The sequence below is a fragment of the Devosia sp. P1_H9 genome (assembly GCF_056405135.1).
The window spans coordinates 83,365-102,374 of record NZ_JBFUCQ010000011.1; the positions used below are offsets into that span (position 1 = coordinate 83,365).

The window sequence follows — 19,010 nt, forward strand, 5'->3', positions numbered from 1 at the left end:
GGCCTAGAGCCCCACAGCATCCTCGAGGTAGTGTCGGCGGATACCAAAGAAATCCTTGGCGTCCGCGAGTTTCCTGAGCGGCGCAGCATCCTTGCCGCGTCTCGTCTTGGTCGCCACGATCAGCACGTTCTTGGGCGTATGCACGTCCGAGATGAACTCGAACACCTTGGTCGAGTAGCCGAAGTGCTCGAGGATCATGGCGCGCATGGCGTCGGTGACCATCTCGGCCTGGCGCTCGAGAAAGATGCCGTGGCGGGTGACGAAATCGAGCGCGTTGCCGTGGTTCGAAGTCTCCATCTCGCGGCGGATCTGCTTGTGGCAGCACGGGGCGACGACGATCAGCTCCGAGCCGGCGGAGATGCCCTTTGCGATGGCGTCGTCCGTGGCGGTGTCACAGGCGTGGAGCGCGATGAGAACGTCGGCTCCGGCGGAGTCGAAGTTCTCGATGGTGCCTTGCTCGAAGCTGAGATTGCCCACGCCGGTAGCTCGAGCAGTCTCGTTACAGAATTTCACGAGATCGTCGCGGAATTCGACGCCAACCACCGCGGTCGAAGCCATGGATTTCTGGGCCAGGTAGTCAGCCACCGCGAAGGTCAGGTACCCCTTCCCGGCCCCCATATCGACCACCCGTTTCAACCGCTCAGCCGGAATCGCCGTCAACAACGGACCAAGGATTTCGACATAGCGGTTGATCTGCCGGAACTTGTCGCCGGCCGCCTTCAGCACCATGCCATCGGCACCGGTGACGCCCAGTTCGGTCAGCCAAGCCTTGCCCGCGGCGGGGATCGGGCGGGCCTTGGCGCGGTCGTGCGCGAGCGAGGCGGGGGCCTTGCTGGTCGCCTCGGTCTGCTTCAGGCGGGGCGACTTACCCTGCCTGTCGAACTGCAGGTCGAACGCCGTGGTGAACAGGAAGGCCTGGTGAAAGTCCTTTTCCATCAGCCGCTTGAGCTGGCCGATCGCGCCGGTAGGCGGATGGTTCTGCGTCAGGTCGCGGGTCTGGTGGTGAAAGGTGAAGCTGAGCTTGATGTCGCCGCGAATGGTCGCGGGCTTGATGTCGACGCTCTTCAGCGTCTCGTCGGCGCCGAACGGCAGGCGCAACGCCAGGCGCACGAAGCTGCCATCGGCGACGGCGCTTTCGAGGGCGGCGAGGAACTGGTCGATCTTGGGGAGGCTGGTATCCATCACCGGCATATAGGCCGAGCCGGACGAAAACGCTACCGCGGAGCTACTCCTGCCCCTGCTCCACCTTGCCGAGCACGTCCTTGACCTTGGTGTTGATCTGGTCGAGCGAGTACGGCTTGGGCAGGAACTCGACGCTCTGGTTGTCGGCAATGTCCTGCCGGACATTCTCCTCGGCATAGCCTGAAACGAAGATCACCTTCAGCTCAGGCATCCGCTCGCGCACCTTGGTGAGCAGCGTCGGGCCGTCCATCTCGGGCATCACCACGTCCGAGATCATCAGGTCGATCTTGTAGTCGAGCTCCTCCAGCACATCGAGCGCCTCGTCGCCGGAATCGGCCTCGAACACCTCATAGCCGGTAGTGCGAAGCGCGCGGGCGGAGAAGGCGCGGACGCTGTCCTCGTCCTCGACGATCAGGATGCGCTCGTGGCCGGTGAGGTCCTTGACCTGCGCTACCACCTGCTTGACCGGCGTCTCGCCCTCGTTGGGGATGTAGCGCGGCAGGAAGATGCGGAAGGTGGTGCCCTTGCCGACTACGGAGTCGGTGTAGATGAAGCCCGACGACTGCTTGACGATGCCATACACCGTCGAAAGGCCGAGGCCGGTGCCCTTGCCGAGTTCCTTGGTGGAGAAGAACGGCTCGAAGATCTTCTCGAGGATTTCCGGCGGCATGCCGGTGCCGGTGTCTTCCACCTCGATCAGCACGTAATCGGCCGGCGGCATGCCGGTATAGGTGAAGCCCTGCGCTTCCTGCTCGGTGACGTTGCGGGTGCGCAGCGTGATGGCACCGCCGTTCGGCATGGCGTCGCGGGCGTTGACCACGAGATTGACCACCACCTGCTCAAGCTGCACCAGGTCGGCCTTCACTGGCCAGACAGCGGCAGAGTGCTCGACGTCGAGGGTGATCTGTTCGCCGATCAGGCGCTTCAGCAGCACCGTCAGGTCGTCGAGGTGGCCCGGCACTTCCAGCACCTGCGGCCGCAGCGTCTGGCGGCGCGAGAACGCCAGCAGCTGGCGCGTCAGCCCGGCGGCCCGGTTGGCGCTGTTCTTGATCGACATCAGGTCGGCGAAGGACGGGTCGCCTGGTTTATGCTTCAGCAGTAGCAGGTCGGTGAAGCCGATGATGGCGGTCAGCACGTTGTTGAAGTCATGCGCGACGCCGCCGGCGAGCTGGCCGACGGCCTGCATCTTCTGGCCCTGCGCGAACTGCGCCTCGAGCTTGCGCTGCTCACTCATGTCGAGCGCGTACACATTGATCCGCTCGGCAGCGCCTTCGGCTTCCTCGGAGCTGGAGACGTAGAGGCGCACGGCGTGGTCGCTGCCGCGGGTGAGCGTCGCATCGACCGGCTCGATCTCGGAGCGGCTGGCCAGCGCGGCGTTCACCGCCTTGGCGAAGGCCTCGCGGCTGCCCTCGGCGATGAGGTCGGCCATCGGCTCCATGTCGATGGATTTGTCGTTGCCCGACCAGTCGAAGATACGGCTGAACGGCGCGTTGGTGCGGATGATACGGCCGGATTTGTCCAGCGTCGCGATGGCGAAGGGCGTATCGTTGAAAAAGCGCGAGAAGCGCACTTCCGAGGCGCGGAGGGCTTCTTCCTTGTCGGCGCCCTGACGGCGATCGAGCACCAGGGTGCGGGTCTCGCCCAGTTCGCCATCGGCGAGGCGGGCGGCGCGATGCATCAGGCGTACCGGGAAGCTGGTGCCGTTGCGGCGGACGAGGTCGATATCGATGATCTCGGTGCGGATTTCGCCATCCGAGCGGCCGCGCATCAACAGGCTTGCGCCGTCGCCGCGCACGATGTCGTCGAGCCGGATGGCGGTGGATTCGAACTCCGCGAGGTCGTAGCCGAGCCAATCGGCCAGCGTCGAGTTGAGGTACTGCACCCTGCCCTTGGCGTCGGCGGAGAAGAAGCCGGCCGGGGCGTGGTCGAGATAGTCGATGGCGCGCTGCAGCTCGAGGAAGGCGTTGTCCTGCCGCTCGCGGTCGCGGGTGATATCCTCCACGGTCCACAGCACCAGCGGTTTGCCGCCCTCGTCGATGGTCGGCAGTGCGCGGACGCCGACGCGGTACCAGAATGGCTTGGTCGAGCCGCCGACCGAGCCACCCAGGCCGCCGATGATGCGGATATCCTCGATTGCTGGGCGGCCGTCTCGAGCGGCGCGTGCAAGCCGATAGACCGCCTCCGACGCTTCCGGCTCGCCTGCGAACAGCCGGGGCACCGAGACGGGAACGCCGTCGGTGAGGCCGCCGGCGAACTCGCCGTAATGGGCGTTGACGTAGCTGATCTTGCCTTCGCGATCGGTGACCAGCGCGCCGAACGGCAGGCTGTCGACCACGGCGCGGCTGAGGGTCTGGGTGTCCTCGCTGGCCGAGAAGCGGAACAGGCCCGCCGCGATGGCGAACAGGCAGAAGACGCCGACGACAGCGAGCAGCCCGAGGAACACCAGGATCAGGTCGGCGGGAATGCGATCGCCCATCGTCGCCAAGAGGATGGCGCCGGCGATGAAGAACGCCGCGAGCGCGACGACGCGCCACAACCCGGCACTGCTGCGGCCGCGGTTCATCAGCGGGTTGGGATAGTTATCCTCGTCGAGCGGCAGAGGTGCCATGCGCTTGGTGGTGCCCCGGGGAAAAACGCGCCGAATCGGCCTTCTCAAGGTCTAGCAAAGCCACAAGTCGGTTGGGTAGCGACAAAGGTGTTATCCCCGATGCGCAGGGCAGATTTGTGGAGGATGCTCAAGCAACTCGCTTGCGGCTAGCTCGCCGGCTTCCAACCGCCCTTGCCCCGCTTCAGCCGCAGCACGAAGCCGATGACTTCGGCGACGGCCTTGAAGTGTTCGGCGGGGATGGTGTCGTCGATGTCCATCGAAGCGTAGAGGGCGCGAGCGAGCGGCGGGTTCTCCACGATCGGGACGTCGTGTTCCTTGGCCAGTTCGCGAATGCGGAAGGCGACGGCGTCGGCTCCCTTGGCCACACATTGCGGAGCGGCCATGTCGCTGTCGTATTTCAGCGCCACCGCGAAGTGGGTCGGGTTGGTGATCACCACCGTCGCCTGCGGCACGGCGGCCATCATGCGCTTGCGGCTGCGCTCCATGCGGACCTGCCGGATGCGGCCTTTGACCTTGGGGTCGCCTTCCTGCTGCTTGTATTCGTCGCGCGTCTCCTGGACAGTCATCTTCAGCCGGTTCCACCAGCGCGTCCGCTGGTAGACGTAGTCGGCGATGGCAACGATGGTGACCACCGCCAGCACGGCGCCGAAGATGTTGAGGCTCAGGTCCATGAACTCGGCGGCGATCATCGCCGGCTCGAGCTGGATCATCATCTCGAGGCTGTCGATCTTGGGCGCCAGCACGAACCACAGGACAGCCGAGACCACAGCCAGCTTGATCAGGCCCTTGACGAAGTTGACCAGCGCTTCGGTCGAGAACAGGCGCTTGGCGCCCTCGAGCGGGTTGATCTTGGAGAATTTCGGCTTCAGCGGATCGAGCGAGAGCAGCGGCCGGTGCTGGATCAGGTTGGCGGTTATGCCGAAAGCCGCGATGACGATCGACGGCAGGATCGCCACCATCAGGATCGAGCCCGAGAGGTTCCCCCAGAACGACGCAAGCGCCTGGCTGCCGACCTCGAACTTCTCGGCGTTGCCGAGCAGCACCTTGAGGGTCTCGACGAGGCTGGCGCTGGTCGGCCCCGCCATCATGGCGAAGACCAAGGCGGAACCCGACAGGATGAACCAGTTGTTGACCTCCTGGCTCTTGACCACGTCGCCCTTCTCGTGGGCGTCGCGTAGCTTCTTTTCCGAAGGATCTTCGGTTTTTGATGACTGTTCCGGGGCCTCGTCGCTCATCTAGCGAACGCCGCGCAGCATGGCGAGCACGCCCTCGAAATGCATCAGGTAGAGGCCCATCATCATGGTCAGCAGCAGCGCCATGAGGATCAGCCCGACGCCGACGGTCGCCGGCATGGCGATGAAGAACACCTGTAGCTGCGGCATCAGCCGGCTGAGGATGCCCATGCCCAGGTTGAACACCAGCCCGAAGACGATGAACGGCGCTGACATCTGTACCCCGATGACGAAGGCGCCCGCGACGGTATCGACGACCGTTTGCGCCGCGTCACCGAACATCAGCGGCTCCTTGGGGGTGAAGATCATGTAGCTGTCATGGATGGCCGACAGAGCCACGTGATGGAGGTCGGTAGCAAAGATCAGCGTGACGCCGAGGAAGCTGAGCAACGCGCCGATCAGCGCCCCCTGCATGCCGCCATTGGTGGGATCGGCGGCCTGTGCCACCGAGAGGCCCGACGAGGAAGCGATGACGGCGCCGGCAGTCTGCGTACCGGACACGGCGAGCCGCGCGATGGCGCCGAGGATCAGCCCGACGGCGATCTCGTGCATCACCACCACGACGATTTCGGGCAGATTGGTCGGCAACCCCGGCAGTTGGGCCGAGATCAGCGGATAGAGCACCGCCGACATAGCCAGCGCGAAGCCCAGTCGCATGCGAGCCGGGATGGCGGTTTCGCCGAGCGCCGGGATCAGCATCAGCATGGCGCCGACGCGGGCGAAGATCAGCAGGTAGAAATAGGCCGTTTCCGGCAGCCAGTTGAGCGAGATCATCGTCAGCTGCCGGCGATGATCATGTCGGCGAGCTTGGTCATGTAGCCGCTGAGGATCGCGCCCATGAAGGGCAGCGCCAGGAGCATGGTGACGAAGATCGCGAGGATCTTGGGCACGAACACCAGCGTCATTTCCTGGATCTGGGTCAGCGCCTGGAACAGCGCAATGACCACGCCCACGACCAGCCCGACGATCATCATCGGTGCGGCAACGAGGATCATCACCCAGATGCCCTCACGGGCGAGATCGAGAACTGTGGCGCCGGTCATTCGCTACTCCTACCGCGAGTCGCGAACCGTCAGATCGGCATCCGCATGATTTCCTCATAAGCCGAGATCACCCGGTCGCGGACCGTGACCATGGTGTCCATGGCGAGTTCGGTCTGGCTGATGGCGGTAACCACGTCGACCATGTCGCCCTTGCCGTTGACCATCTCCATCGCCTTGGTGTCGGCGACCTTGCCGCTATCGACCACGCCCTGCACGGCCTGGCCGAGCATCTTGGCGAAGTCCTGCCCGCCCCCCAGGTCGGCGACCTGGTTGAGCAGCTGTGGCTTGCCGCCCTGCCCCATGAGCTTGGCCGCGTTCGAATAGGCAGCCGTGGCGGCGTTGATTGGAATGGCCATCTGGGAGGCTCCGGAAAGGCGCGTCAGCCGCGCAGGATATCGAGGGTGGAACCCAGCATCTGCCGGGTGACGGTAACGACGTTGAGGTTGGCCTCGTAGCTGCGCTGCGCCTCGCGCATGTCCATCGTCTCGATCAGCGAGTTGACGTTGGGATAGCGGACATAGCCGGTGGCGTCGGCGGCCGGGTGGCCGGGCTCGTAGCGTGAGGTGAAGTCGGACTGGTCGTAGGCGATGCGGCCGATCTCGACCTTGGTGGCGCCGAGCTCGTTGTCCATCACCGCCTTGAAGGTCGGGATCTTGCGCCGGTAGGGGTCCTCGCCCGGCGTCTTGCCGGCAGAATCCGCGTTGGCGAGGTTTTCGGCGATGACCCGCATGCGGGCCGTCTGGGCGTGGAGGCCCGTCGCCGCGATCTTCAGGGACGAGAGAAAGTCGTTCATCGCTTAGGCCTGCTTGCCGAGGGCGGTTTTGATGAGCTTGACCGAGCGCGTATAGAGCGCGGTGATCGCCTGGTAGTCCATCTGGTTGCCGGCAACCTTCATCATCTCGTCCTCGAGCGTGACGCCGTTGCCTTCGGGGGTGATCTCGAAGCTGTTCATCGAGCGGGCACCGAACCCGTCCGAGTCGGTGCCGGCGACCGAGATGTGACCGGGCTGGGTCGCCACGGTCGCGATCTTTGTCGTCGACAGGTTCTTCATGTGCTCCTCGAAGCCATAGGCCTTGAGGTCGCGACCGCGGTAACCGGGCGTGTCGGCATTGGCGACATTTTCGGCGAGCAGGCTCTGGCGCGCCTGGTGCCACCGCATCTTTTCGCTGATGGCGTCGAGCAGTCCTAATTTCATGGTGAGGTGGGTCCGGAATCCCCTTAAGAACTGGGCAAATCCTGCCTACCAGACGTTAACGAGACATTAACCACGAGCTTCTTCACGGCCAGATGTCTCGCATTTTGCATAATCTTGGCGCATTACTCGGCAAGAAGTTCCACTGATTTGCGTTCGGATGGCCACCCCGAGCGGACAGGGAGTCGGCACCATGCAGTTCATGACGAGTTTGCTCGGGGAATCGGGGGGAACGATCGTTACGTCGGTGCTAGCGCTGGGCATCGTCCTGGTGCTGATCGTCCTCGGCCTGTGGGCCCTGAAGCTCGTCACCCGTACGGGTACCGTGGTCGGCCGCGGCCGCAACCGGCGGCTCAGCGTCATCGACCACATGCAGGTCGACGCCAAGCGGCAGTTGCTGATCGTGCGCCGCGACAATGTCGAGCACCTGATCCTGACCGGCGGACCGCAGGATGTCGTCGTCGAAACCGGCATCCCGGTTGAGCGCCCGCCCATGCCGGCGCATCGGCCGGCGCATCTCGAAATGCCGCCACCGCCCACCCCCACGCTCACCAAGTCCGAGATCGAGAAGCTGCGCGAGTTCGTCCGCCCCGGCGGGGCGCGCAAATCGACCTCGCTGCGCCATACCGGCCTGCTGCGCCCCGTGAGCACCATGGAGCCCGCGGTGATTCCGATGCCGCCGATGACTGGGGATAACTCCGGCCGCGGTAAAGCCGACTCAGCTACAACGCCCGCAGGCATGGACAACGGGCGGGCTGCGCTTGGCGCTCAACGCAATCTCGGGGACGAACCCAAGGCGGAAACCCGGTAACCGCCCGGCGCTTCGGCGCGTCCTCACGCTCGTCGCATTTTTCGCAGCTCTGATCCTCCCGGGTTTTGCCTTCGGGCAGGACATCTCGATCGATTTCGGCAACGACGCGACGATCACCGAACGAGCGGTCCAGCTCGTCGGGCTGATCACCCTGCTGTCGCTGGCGCCATCGATCCTGGTGATGGTGACGAGCTTCACCCGCATCGTCGTGGTGCTGTCGCTGCTGCGGACCGCCATCGGATTGCAGAGCGCGCCACCCAACTCGGTGATGGTCAGCCTGGCGCTGTTTCTTACCATCTTCGTGATGGGGCCGACGCTGCAGCAGAGCTACGACAACGGCATCGCGCCGCTGGTTGCAGGCACCATCCCCATCGAGGAGGCCTTCACCAGGGCTTCGGGGCCGGTGCACGACTTCATGGCCGCGAACGTCCGGCCCGCCGACCTGCAGCTATTCTTCGACATGTCGTCGACACCCCCGCCCGCCGACAGCGCCGCGATCCCGCTGCAGGTGCTAATCCCGGCCTTCATGATCTCCGAGTTGCGGCGCGCCTTCGAGATCGGGTTCCTGTTGTTCCTGCCCTTCGTCATCATCGACATGGTGGTGGCGTCGGTGCTGATGTCGATGGGCATGATGATGCTGCCGCCGGTGGTGATCTCACTGCCGTTCAAGCTGATCTTCTTCGTGCTAGTCGACGGCTGGCACCTCGTCGCCGGCTCGCTGATCCGCAGCTTCGTCAGTACCTAGGCCGCTCCGGGCGCCGACTTTTCGGGCACCATGGTCTCCGCGCTGCCGTAGAGCTCGCGGTACGAGGCGAGGAACGCATCGAGTGAATCTGCGCTCGCCACCTCGCGCGCCACCTTGCGGAACTCCACCGACTGCGGGGCGATGTCGCGGGTGACGTATTCGAACAGCGGCCACTCGGCCGAGTTCGCCATCTGCTCGGCGAACTTCGAGCGAATGCGCGACAGGCCGAGCTCATCCCCGGCAAGGACGAAACCGACGGCAGCCTTGACCACGCTCATGCGGGCCGGCTGCGGCAGTTGCGTGACCCCGGGAGCCGGCGCGTTCAGCACTTCCAGCAGCTCGGACGCCATGGCGTAGTTCTTCGACTTCCAGTAGCCGTCGACGCGCAGGATGTCGGCGTCCTTGCCGTCGAGCTTGGAGATCAGGTCGAGCGCCAGCTCCTGCCGGCCGGCATCGATCAGCGCGCGGGATTCGAGGATGCGCCGCTGGCGCTCGAGCTGCGGCGGCAGGTCGGCGAGACGGGTGCGGTTGAGCACCCGGAGCGCGCTCTCGGGGTTGCGGTCGGCGATGCGGATCAGCGCCAGGTCGGCCGCGACCTGCGCCTGCGCCACCCCGGTGAGGCGGCTGTCGATCTGGTATTCGAGCAGGTCCGCCGCCTGCGTCAACAGGTCGACTTTCACCAGCCGCCGGGCAAGGTTGCGGATCATCTCGTCGCCGCGCGCACCGGGCGGCGTGAGCTGGCGGAAATCGTAGTAGAGCGACAGCGCATCGAGATCGCTGAGGGTATCGGCCGCGCCGTTGAGGTACAGATCCTCGAAGGTCGACTGGGCCTCGCTGAGCAACGTGTCGGTCGAGGCGCTTTCGGGGAAACTGGCGGCAGCCTGCTTCACCGCGTCGAAGCCGTCGCGATAATCGCGGTTGGCGAAGTAGAGTTCGGCCAGGAGCTTCTGCATGTCGGCTTCGAGCGCCGTGCCCCGCCACATCAGAGCTTCGGCGGAGAGCGTGTCGGTGGCCTTGGCGAGGTCGACCTTGCCCTCCTTGCGCAGCAGCAACAGCGTCCGGTAGACGGCCTCGGCTCGGGTGGGCCGGAAGTCGTAGGCGATCACTTGGCCATAAGTGTCGACGGCGTCCTGGTCGTGTCCTTCGAGCTCGGCAACCCGACCCTGCATGAGCTGGAAATAGCTGACCTGCTCCGGGTCGAGCATCGGGAAATCGACCTCCGCGACCAGCCGCAGCGCCATCGGCGTATCGTTGGTCTCGACCGCCGCCCGCAGCGCCGCGAACAGGAACTTGATCTGCACCCAGGACGGATAGGTGTCGGCGATGCCTTCGGCGGCCAGCGCATCGAGCCGCGCACCGCGGAAATCGCCCGCGTCCGTACGGGCGATGGCGCGCCACAGCAGGGCATCGCTCTCTTCGGGGAAAGTGCCACTATTGAGCGCGGACAAAGCGTCGCGCCAGCGTCCGGCCAGCGTATCGGCAATGGCGCGCACCAGCTTGGTCTTCTTGCGCAGGTCTTCGCTCTTCAACTCCGCGTCGAGGACGCCGAGCACACCGATGGCCTCGTAGGAGAGATCGTTGCCGATGTAGAGTTGCGCGAGGTCAAGCCGCGCCACATCCCTGAGGCGGCCTTCGGCGCCCGCGGCCCGGGCCATGGTCTCTTCCTTGCGGGCGGTGAACTTTTCCGGGTTGTCCTCCCGCCAGACGCCGAGATCGAGGTAGCTCTGGCGGAACTCCGGGGAATTGCCGGCGTCGAGCTTGCGCGAGGCTTCGAGCGCCGAGAGCGTCAGGCCGGATTTGGCGGAGATCACCGCCACCTTCTCTTCGATCTCGACGTCGAGATCGTCGTTGCGCGGCTTGATCACCAGCCCATGGGCCGAGCGCAGCGCATCGAAATCGACGAACTGCAGGTTGCGGGTCAGGCCACGGGCCGGCGGCATGACGGTGACGACGCGGAGTGTGTCGCCGACCACGGGGTCGCGCAGCACGTGCACCTTGCCCGGGCGCTCGATGTCGGCGGTCATCTCGAACCGGCCTTCCTCGTCGCGCTCGCGGTCGAGCGTCATCGGCTCGGTAGCGCTGAGCAGCGCGTCGCCAAGCGACAGCACCCAGGCCCTGCCCTCTGATCCCAGCGTCGCCAGCCGGTCGACCGCAAGGTCCATGCGGACCACCTTGGTTTCACCAGCGCTGACCGTCTCGACGCTCGTGGCGATACTCGACAGCGCATCGGAAGGCGGCGGGGCAACGACGGACTGCGGGGTGTCGAAGACCATCCACACTGTGTCGCCGCGGCGGAACACCGCCGCCGGGGTATCGGCATCGAACGGGAAGGCGACGCGGACGGTATTGCCCACCGTCGTCACCGACGGCGTCACCACGCCACGGGTGGTGGGATAGAAATCGGTCGTATCGTCCTTGCCGGTCTCGAGCCCGAGCCGCGCGGCGCGCCGCTCCTCCTGCTCGGCGGCGGCCACCTCGAGATCGAGGCGCGCCTGCTTGGCCTTCTCCTCGGCGGCGAGGGCTGCCTTCAGCCCTTCGGCCGGAGCGATATCCACGTCGATGACGAACTGGCGTGGCGACAACTGATAGAAGCGCGGCACCACGCCCTCGGCGACCGCGAAATCGACCACAGAGCCGGCGGGGCTGACGGCGTTGGTCGCTCCCTTGAATTCCGCCGGCAGGTCGGCCTTCAACGCGTAGAGATCGATAGGCACCGGCCAGTCGAAGCCAAGGGAACCTTTGGTCCCCTTCAGCGCAAACTTGGCCTTGGCATCGACATTCCAGTCGAACTGAATGCGGAGGAAAGTCGGGTTGCGCCCGACTCGCACGGAGGCCACCGGCTTCAACGCCTTAGCCTCTTCTTCCTTGCGCTTCTGCTCGGCAAGCAGAGCGGCGCGCTGCGAACGATCCGCAAGCGCCGCGACCACTTCGGGCGGCAACGACGGCGGGAGGCCGACCCAATTGGTGGGAAGCAGGTCGATATAGAGCTTCTCGCCGGCATCCATGCGGTTGATGTTGAAGGTGGTACGCAGTCCGATGCGGATGCCGCGCTGGTCCGGATCGACCCGCGCAATCGTCGCGTATTCGGGCATGGCGAGCGAGATGTCGGGGAGCAGGATGCTGATCGGCTGCTCGAACTCTATGGCAAGCACGCCGTTCTCGTACTTGACCTTGTACTTGGGCAGATCCATCCGGTCGGGGAAGGCGATGATCAGCCGGCCAAAACCCTTTTCGGGCGTGGCGAAAATCTGCGCCTTTTCCTGCGCCGATGCGAGGCTGGGCCACAGGCTGCAGGCGATCAAGAGCGCCAGCGCAACCCAGCGCCACGGGAACGCAAGCGTCCCTCGCCGATATGCGACCCGTGATGTCATGCCGGCTTCTGCCCGCCCTACACTCTTCTGGTGCGGCGAGCATAGGCAGGTGGGCTTAACGGGGGCCTAACCGGCACCGTCAGAAACGCGGAGAAATCGTGGCTTCAGCGGGAGTTACTGCCCGACGATCTGCGGCAGGCTGTTGAGGTCTTCGGCCGCGACGTCGAGGGTCGGCTCGGCCTCCTCGAGGGCCAGGCCGGACGTCAGGCTTTTCGCCTTCATCGGATCCATGCGGGCGAGGATCGGCGCCATCTTGCGCGGGTTCATGGCGCGCGCAACGCGCAGCAGCACCGGCATATCGAGCTGGTTGAAGATGGTCGCCGCTTCCTTGGGCTTCATCGTCTCGTACATGGCGACGATGCTGGTGAACTGCTCCTTCTCAGCAGACTTCTTCTCGTCGACCAAGGCATTGATCTTGGCCTCGATGGCCTTGAGCGTGGCGGTGCGCTCGTCCAGCCGCTTCTCGGCGGCCTCGACCAGCGCCATGCGCATATCGAGTTCCTTTTCGCGCGAGTCGAGAGCATCGCGGCGTTCGCCGAGCCGGCCCAGCAGGTCGGCCTCGCTACCGGCATCGACCGCCATCGGTGCCATCACGCCGGCGCTGTCCACCTCCATCGGCAGGGCGTCGCCGTGCTCGTTGACCGCGGCGGCGGGTGGGCATTCGACGGCGCCGGCATCGGCCGCCGGGGCGGCTTCCGCGGGCGGTTCCTGGCCGGCAGGTTCGGCGGGAGCGTCCGGCGGACAGGCGACTTCCACGGGGGCCGCGGCATGGTCCGCAGCAGCGGGCTCTTCAGCGGCTTCGGCGACAGCTGCTTCGGTTCCGTGAGCGCCGCCCTCAGCCGCATCCTCGGGGCCCAATGGCAGCACCGGCGCACCGTCGTCGAGCGTCGGGCTGGTATCGGCCATCGTGGCGTCGGCTGGCAGCGCCATCGTCGGATCGGTGCCGGCTTCTGCCGTTGCCGCGCCACCGCTGTGCCCACCGCCAGCACCGCCAGCTGCAATCGCGCTGCCCGTGCCGGTCAGCACATAGCCGCCAGTGGTCACCAGCCCGATGCCCTTGAAGAGCAGGAGCGCGGTGGCGGCAGCTATGACGACCGGGAGCAGGCGCGGCGTCTTCATCAGGCTGCGTTGCCCCTGATCCGGGGACGCATCGAGAGTTGCTGCAGCGCCGACTGCACCTTGTTGGGTTCATCGAGGCGATCGTCGAACGGCTGGGTGCCACGCGCGGCGCTTGTGATGCGGGCCAGCCGGTCCATGATCTGCTGGCCGGCACTGACATGGTTGGCGAGTTCGACCCCGAACCGCTCCGCCTCGCCCAACCGGCTTTCGAGCACCGTCTCGGCCTCCTGCGCTGTGTGCTTCAGCTCCTGGATCGCTGCGTTGGCGAGACCGGTGGCCTGCACCAGGTCGGCGACCATTTGCTTGAGCTCGCCGCGATCGGAGTGCAGCCGCTTGAGGCGCTGGTTGAGGATCACGCAATATCCGATTGTCGTAGCCAGCAAAATCGTGACCAGCGTTTCGATCACGAGACCCAGTGGCAAACCGAACATCAGCGCCCCTCCCGTTTGTTTTCATCGATGGCCTCGAAGGCCGCCATCGTTACCTTCGGCCCGTTGAGCGGGCGCGACACGCGCACCGACACGTGGTTGCCGATATGCCCCATGATCGCTTCGGTGAGCTCGACATCGCCGCAGCGCAGACCGATCGGGTCGGAGGGCGTACGATCGAACATCACCGTGTCGCCCGGCTGCATCGTCAGCACCCGGCTCAGCGGCAGGTCCATTTCGTGGAGGATCGCGTCGACCTCGACGTCGGCAGCAAATATCTCGGTGGCGAGGTGGCCTTCCCAGATCGGATCGCGGCCGAACTTCTCGCCCATATACATCTGCAGCAACTGCTCGCGGATCGGCTCGATCGTCGCGTAGGGCAAGAGGATTTCGATCTTGCCGCCGCGATCGTCCATCTCGATGCGCAGTTCGATCAGGATCGCCGCATTGGCCGGGCGCGAGATAGCTGCGAAGCGCGGATTGGTCTCCAGCCGCTCGACCTTGAAGTTCACCTCGGTCACCGGCTCGAAGGCGCGGTGCGTGTCTTCGAGGATCACCTCGATCATCCGGCGGGCCAGCGCCATCTCGATGGTGGTGTACGGCCGGCCCTCGACGCGGATGGCGCCGCCGACCCGTCGACCGCCGAGCAGCACGTCGATCATCGAGTAGATCAGCGCCGAGTCGACGGTGAGCAGGCCATAGTTCTCCCATTCCTCCGCCTTGATCACCGAGAGGATCGCGGGCAGCGGGATGGAGTTGAGATAGTCGCCGAAGCGCACCGAGGAGATCGAGTCGAGCGCGACTTCGACATTGTCTGAGGTGAAGTTGCGGAGCGAGGTCGTCGCCAGCCGGACCAGCCGGTCAAAGACGATTTCGAGCATCGGCAGACGTTCGTAGCTGACCAGAGCCGAGTTGATCAGCGCCTGCACGCCGGTGAGTTCGGCGCCGCCGCCGGCATTGGGATCGAAACCGAGCAGGCTGTCGATCTCGTCCTGGTTCAGGACGCGATCGGCCGCGCCGGCATCGCCCTCGTTCTCGAGCATGGCCGCCCACTCTGCGCCCAGTTCGTCCTCGCCGCCTGCAGCAGGCGTCGCAGCCGAACTGCCGCCGTCGAGGCCCCAGTCGTCGGTGAGTTTGTCCTGCTCGCCCGGTCCGGCCATTACTGCACCAGGATTTCCTTGAAGAGGATCGAGTCGACCTGCGCCGGGAAGATTGCGATGTTGACGCGCCGGCGCAGCTCTTCCTTCAGCCGGTAGATGCCGGCCGAGCCTTCGAGATCGCTCTTGCGCAGTTCGCGCAGGTACACCTGGAAAGCGTCGACCACCTTGGCCATGCGCGGCTGGATCTCGGTCATCACCTCTTCATTGGCGACTTCGAGCGCCACGGTGAGCTTCATGAACTGCTCACGCTCGCCGTCACCGCGCAGATTCACCGTCATGGTGGGCAGGTTGAAGATGAAGGTCTCGGGCACGGCCGCGAGGTGCGCCTCGGCGCTGGCATCCTTGGGGGCCGAGAACAGCAGGAAGTACGTAGCCGCACCGCCACCCAGCAGCACCGCCGCCGCCACGATCATGGCGATCAGCATGATGGGAAGCTTCTTCTTTACGGGAGCGGCGACTTCGCCACCCTCGATATCGGCTTCAGCCGCCATGCCCCAAACCCCTGCCCCACCGAACGATTCCGGTCAGGATCGAGCTAATCGCCCGAGGGTTAACGATTAGTTACGAAGTGACCCGAGGCGGCACAAATTGCCGGGCAGTTTTTGCCACACGTCGTGCCGGGCGGCGCGCTTTGCCGAGCTAGCTTTCAGTCTAACTCATTGATTTTTCTAACGATCGCGACTTGGCATGGTTGCTGCACTGTTAACAGCGAGCCTGACGGCCTGGGGAGGTCGGACGGCTCGGGGACTTAACGGGGACTTGGCGCCATGGAAAATGCGCAGCTTATCGGCCTGTCGCGGCAGATTGCCTTGCAGCGGCAAATGGACGTGGTGGCGAACAACATCGCCAACATCAACACCACCGGCTTCAAATCCGAACAGCTGCTGTTCGAGGAATACCTGATGCCGGTCGCCAAGGACCGCGACTTCCCGACCCTCGACCAGCCGCTGAGCTATACCGAGGACTGGACCACCATCCACGACATGACCGGTGGCGCCCTGGTGCAGACGGACAATCCGCTGGACGTAGCGCTTGATGGCGAAGGCTTCCTCGCCGTCGAGACCCCCCAGGGTGAGCGCTACACCAAGTCCGGCTCCCTCGCGATCGATGCCACCGGCACGCTGGTCGATCTCAACGGCAACCCGGTGCTCGGCAATGGCGGGCCGATCCAGTTCGCTGCCGGGGAGACCGACATCGCCATCGGCGAAGACGGCTCGATCTCGTCCAGCGCCGGCCAGAAGGGCCGGCTGCGCATCGTCGAGTTCGCCGACCCGCAGGCCACCGAGCGCGAAGGCAGCAACCTCTGGTCGGGCACCGATCCGATCGACGCGACCGCCACCCGCGTCCTGCAGGGCTCGATCGAGAAATCCAATGTCAACGGCGTCGGCGAGATGACCGAGATGATCCGCGTGCAGCGCGCCTACGAGAGCGTCGCCTCGCTGATCTCCAAGCAAGACGACCAGCGCCGCACGGCGATCCAGAAACTCGGCACCCTCAACGGCTGATCGGAGCACATAAGATGAAAGCCCTCTACATCGCTTCGACCGGCATGGCTGCCCAGGAACGAAACGTCGAAGTCATTTCCAACAACATCGCGAACATGCGCACCACCGGCTACAAGCGGGCGCGTGCGGAGTTCCAGGACCTGCTCTACCAGTCGCAGCGCCGCGCCGGCAGCTCGACCTCCGAGACGGGCACAATGGCGCCCGTCGGCATCGAGATCGGCTCGGGCGTCCGCACCGCTGCCACGCCGCGGGTGATGAGCCAGGGCACGGTGGCGCCGACCGAGAAGGAACTCGACGTCGCCATCCGCGGCGAGGGCTTCTTCGTGGTGCAGATGCCCGACGGCCGCACCGGCTACACCCGCGACGGCTCGTTCGAGCGCAGCCCGGAAGGCCAGCTGGTCAATGTCGACGGCTACGAGATCCAGCCCGGCATCACCATCCCGGGCAACGCCAACTCGGTCTCGATCAGCCCGGACGGCACCGTGGAAGTGTTCCTCGACAACGACACCACGCCGACCACCGTCGGCCAGCTGCAGCTGGCGCGCTTCGTCAACAAGGCGGGCCTTTCCTCTGCTGGCAACAACCTGTTCCTGGAAACCGCCTCGAGCGGCCCGGCGCAAGTCGGCACACCCAACCAGGACGGCATGGGCGACCTGCTGCAGGAATATCTCGAAAGCTCGAACGTCAACTCCGTCACCGAAATCGCCGACCTGATCGCCGCTCAGCGTGCTTACGAGATGAACGCCCGTGTCATCTCCGGTGCCGACGAGATGATGCAATCGGCAAGCCAGCTGCGCTGACCGGGAGAACCTAGATGCACAAGCTCATCCTCCCTGCCCTGCTCTCCTTCCTCGCCAGCTCCACCGCCTTTGCGGCGCCGGTGCTCAAGGCGGAAGTCTCGGTCAACCATCCGGTCATCACCGTCGGCGACATGTTCGAGGATGCGGGGTTGCTCGCCGAGCGGGCACTGTTCCGCGCGCCAGCACCGGGCACCACCGGCATCGTCAGCCTCGATGCCGTGCGTGCCGCGGCGGCCAAGGCGGGCGTCGGCGACTACAGCCAGGATGGCCTGCTCAATGTCCGCGTCGAGCGCCGCGCCACGGTGGTCGATACTACGACGCTCTCGGGTCTCATCTCCGCCGACTTGGCACAGCGTGGGCTGCTGCCGGCCGGCGCCGAGCTTCACGCCCGGTTCGCCGATCCTGCGCTGAGTTTCAATGCCGAGGCAGTCGAAGCACCGGTGACCCTGCTGGCGCTGCACTATCAGCCGGGCGCAGCGAGCTTTGTGGCCCGCTTCCAGATCGCCGGCGTCGAACTGCCGGTCGATGTATCAGGCAGCCTCGACATGCTGGTTGAGGTTCCGCACCTCGCCGCCTCGCTCAAGGCGGGCGCGGTGCTCGGCCCGAACGATATCGAGATGAAGCGCGTGCCGCTGGACTACGCCGACCAATCCGGCATCGAGAACCTCGACGACCTGATCGGCAAGCAGCTGCGCCGCAACTCGCGGGCTGGCGTGATGCTGAAGGCCACCGATGTGACCGAGCCACTGGCCGTGCACCGCAATACCCAGGTGACCGTGCTGCTGCGCACCGGTCCGATGACTCTCACGGTGGTCGGGCAGTCGCTAGCCGACGCCGTGGTCGGCCAGCCGGTGCAGGTGATGAACACCGTTACGCGCAAAATCCTCAACGGCGTCGCGACCGCCAACGGCGCGGTGGAGATCACCACCGCTGCCACGAAGCTTCAGGTCGCCGGGCTGTGACGGGCGAAAGGACAAACGAAATGACCCCGATGAAACTCTTCGCCGCTCTCGCCCTCACTGCGCTCCTTGCCGGGTGCTCGACCTTCGACCAATTGGCTTCGGTCGGCGAGCAGCCCAGGTTGACCGCCATTGCCGATCCCACGGCGCAGGCGGGCTACCGTCCGGTGCAGATGCCGATGCCCGAGCCGGTGGTGGCCTCGTACCAGCCGAACTCGCTGTTCTCCAACGAAGCCCGGGGCTTCTTCAAGGACCAGCGCGCCCACAAGATCGGCGACATCCTGACGGTGATGGTGACCATCGACGACAGCGCCAAGATCTCCAACTCCACTGACCGCGAGCGTAACTCGTCATCGGAAGGCAGTGTCGGCGGTGTGCTGGGCTCGATCTTCGGCGGCAAGGTGCCGTTGGCCGATGTGCAGGCCTCGGGAAAGATCACGACATCGGGCGACATGGCCGACGGCGGCTCGGGCTCGGTGAACCGCAAGGAAAGCCTCGCCACCCAGGTCGCGGCGGTGGTGGTGCAGGTGCTGCCCAACGGAAACCTGGTGATCGAAGGCCGGCAGGAAGTGCGGGTGAACTTCGAGGTTCGCGAACTTATCGTCGCCGGTATCGTACGGCCGGAAGACATCCACGCCGACAACACCATTCCCTCGTCCAAGATCGCCGAAGCCCGCATCTCCTACGGCGGCCGCGGCCAGATCACCCAGGTGCAGCAGCCGCGCTACGGCCAGCAGATCGCCGACGCTATCCTGCCCTTCTAGTTCCCTTTCCCCATCGCCGGCCGCGCAATCCCCCATTGGTGCGGTCGGCCCCGGCAGGTTCCAGAATAGAGCCCGCCATCAAGGGCGCAGT

19 protein-coding genes are annotated in these 19,010 nt (G+C 65.3%); 6 read left to right on the forward strand and 13 right to left on the reverse strand.

Going from position 1 to position 19,010, the window contains the following annotated elements; all coding sequences use genetic code 11:
- Nucleotides 1-3 precede the first annotated feature (3 nt).
- From AC1DYL_RS19070 to flgB, 8 genes are all read right to left on the reverse strand, one after another.
- Nucleotides 4-1,182: a class I SAM-dependent methyltransferase gene (locus tag AC1DYL_RS19070; protein ID WP_477174384.1), complete on the reverse strand. Its 1,179-nt coding sequence runs from the start codon at nucleotides 1,180-1,182 to the stop codon at nucleotides 4-6.
- Between the two features lie 43 nt (nucleotides 1,183-1,225).
- Nucleotides 1,226-3,790, reverse strand: a complete 2,565-nt coding sequence (cckA, locus tag AC1DYL_RS19075) for a cell cycle histidine kinase CckA (RefSeq protein ID WP_477174385.1) — start codon at nucleotides 3,788-3,790, stop codon at nucleotides 1,226-1,228.
- A gap of 146 nt (nucleotides 3,791-3,936) precedes the next feature.
- Nucleotides 3,937-5,025 carry a flagellar biosynthesis protein FlhB gene (flhB, locus tag AC1DYL_RS19080; RefSeq protein WP_477174386.1) on the reverse strand — a complete coding sequence of 363 codons (1,089 nt, stop codon included), beginning with the start codon at nucleotides 5,023-5,025 and terminating at the stop codon, nucleotides 3,937-3,939.
- On the reverse strand, nucleotides 5,026-5,796 hold the full coding sequence (gene fliR / locus AC1DYL_RS19085) for a flagellar biosynthetic protein FliR (protein ID WP_477174387.1): 771 nt from the start codon (nucleotides 5,794-5,796) through the stop codon (nucleotides 5,026-5,028).
- Nucleotides 5,797-5,798: 2 nt separating this feature from the next.
- The gene (gene fliQ, locus AC1DYL_RS19090; RefSeq protein ID WP_477149604.1) at nucleotides 5,799-6,065 is read right to left on the reverse strand and encodes a flagellar biosynthesis protein FliQ; all 267 of its coding nucleotides are present in this window, start codon (nucleotides 6,063-6,065) and stop codon (nucleotides 5,799-5,801) included.
- Between the two features lie 29 nt (nucleotides 6,066-6,094).
- Nucleotides 6,095-6,421, reverse strand: coding sequence for a flagellar hook-basal body complex protein FliE (gene fliE / locus AC1DYL_RS19095; protein ID WP_477149605.1), 327 nt, complete (start codon nucleotides 6,419-6,421; stop codon nucleotides 6,095-6,097).
- Between the two features lie 23 nt (nucleotides 6,422-6,444).
- Nucleotides 6,445-6,858, reverse strand: coding sequence for a flagellar basal body rod protein FlgC (flgC, locus tag AC1DYL_RS19100; RefSeq protein WP_477157587.1), 414 nt, complete (start codon nucleotides 6,856-6,858; stop codon nucleotides 6,445-6,447).
- 3 nt (nucleotides 6,859-6,861) lie between these two features.
- Nucleotides 6,862-7,260, reverse strand: a complete 399-nt coding sequence (gene flgB, locus AC1DYL_RS19105) for a flagellar basal body rod protein FlgB (protein WP_477149607.1) — start codon at nucleotides 7,258-7,260, stop codon at nucleotides 6,862-6,864.
- Between the two features lie 190 nt (nucleotides 7,261-7,450).
- Here flgB and AC1DYL_RS19110 point away from each other — a divergent pair, with 190 nt between their 5' ends.
- Both AC1DYL_RS19110 and fliP read left to right on the forward strand, forming a co-directional pair.
- Nucleotides 7,451-8,068 (forward strand): hypothetical protein, encoded by a 618-nt coding sequence (locus tag AC1DYL_RS19110; protein ID WP_477149608.1) that lies wholly within the window; start codon nucleotides 7,451-7,453, stop codon nucleotides 8,066-8,068.
- Nucleotides 8,019-8,813 carry a flagellar type III secretion system pore protein FliP gene (gene fliP, locus AC1DYL_RS19115; RefSeq protein WP_477149609.1) on the forward strand — a complete coding sequence of 265 codons (795 nt, stop codon included), beginning with the start codon at nucleotides 8,019-8,021 and terminating at the stop codon, nucleotides 8,811-8,813. The genes AC1DYL_RS19110 and fliP overlap by 50 nt, the downstream gene beginning before the upstream one ends.
- On the opposite strand, the gene AC1DYL_RS19120 is transcribed toward fliP, so the two are convergent.
- The 5 genes from AC1DYL_RS19120 to AC1DYL_RS19140 form a co-directional block, all read right to left on the reverse strand.
- Entirely contained in the window at nucleotides 8,810-12,184 is a 3,375-nt protein-coding gene (locus AC1DYL_RS19120) for a hypothetical protein (protein WP_477174388.1), read from the reverse strand. The genes fliP and AC1DYL_RS19120 overlap by 4 nt on opposite strands.
- Before the next feature lie 114 nt (nucleotides 12,185-12,298).
- Entirely contained in the window at nucleotides 12,299-13,303 is a 1,005-nt protein-coding gene (locus AC1DYL_RS19125) for a MotE family protein (protein ID WP_477174389.1), read from the reverse strand.
- Nucleotides 13,303-13,734: a DUF6468 domain-containing protein gene (locus AC1DYL_RS19130; RefSeq protein ID WP_477149612.1), complete on the reverse strand. Its 432-nt coding sequence runs from the start codon at nucleotides 13,732-13,734 to the stop codon at nucleotides 13,303-13,305. Before AC1DYL_RS19130 ends, AC1DYL_RS19125 begins: the two co-directional genes overlap by 1 nt.
- Entirely contained in the window at nucleotides 13,734-14,891 is a 1,158-nt protein-coding gene (gene fliM, locus AC1DYL_RS19135; RefSeq protein WP_477157584.1) for a flagellar motor switch protein FliM, read from the reverse strand. The genes AC1DYL_RS19130 and fliM overlap by 1 nt, the downstream gene beginning before the upstream one ends.
- Nucleotides 14,891-15,382 (reverse strand): flagellar basal body-associated FliL family protein, encoded by a 492-nt coding sequence (locus tag AC1DYL_RS19140; RefSeq protein WP_477149614.1) that lies wholly within the window; start codon nucleotides 15,380-15,382, stop codon nucleotides 14,891-14,893. The genes fliM and AC1DYL_RS19140 overlap by 1 nt, the downstream gene beginning before the upstream one ends.
- A 276-nt stretch (nucleotides 15,383-15,658) precedes the next feature.
- Here AC1DYL_RS19140 and flgF point away from each other — a divergent pair, with 276 nt between their 5' ends.
- The 4 genes from flgF to flgH are packed head-to-tail and all read left to right on the forward strand — an operon-like array spanning nucleotide 15,659 to nucleotide 18,919.
- Nucleotides 15,659-16,396: a flagellar basal-body rod protein FlgF gene (gene flgF, locus AC1DYL_RS19145; RefSeq protein WP_477149615.1), complete on the forward strand. Its 738-nt coding sequence runs from the start codon at nucleotides 15,659-15,661 to the stop codon at nucleotides 16,394-16,396.
- Between the two features lie 14 nt (nucleotides 16,397-16,410).
- Nucleotides 16,411-17,196, forward strand: coding sequence for a flagellar basal-body rod protein FlgG (flgG, locus tag AC1DYL_RS19150; protein ID WP_477149616.1), 786 nt, complete (start codon nucleotides 16,411-16,413; stop codon nucleotides 17,194-17,196).
- Between the two features lie 14 nt (nucleotides 17,197-17,210).
- Entirely contained in the window at nucleotides 17,211-18,158 is a 948-nt protein-coding gene (flgA, locus tag AC1DYL_RS19155) for a flagellar basal body P-ring formation chaperone FlgA (protein ID WP_477174390.1), read from the forward strand.
- Nucleotides 18,159-18,178: 20 nt separating this feature from the next.
- Entirely contained in the window at nucleotides 18,179-18,919 is a 741-nt protein-coding gene (gene flgH / locus AC1DYL_RS19160) for a flagellar basal body L-ring protein FlgH (RefSeq protein ID WP_477174391.1), read from the forward strand.
- The last annotated feature ends 91 nt before the right edge of the window (nucleotides 18,920-19,010 follow it).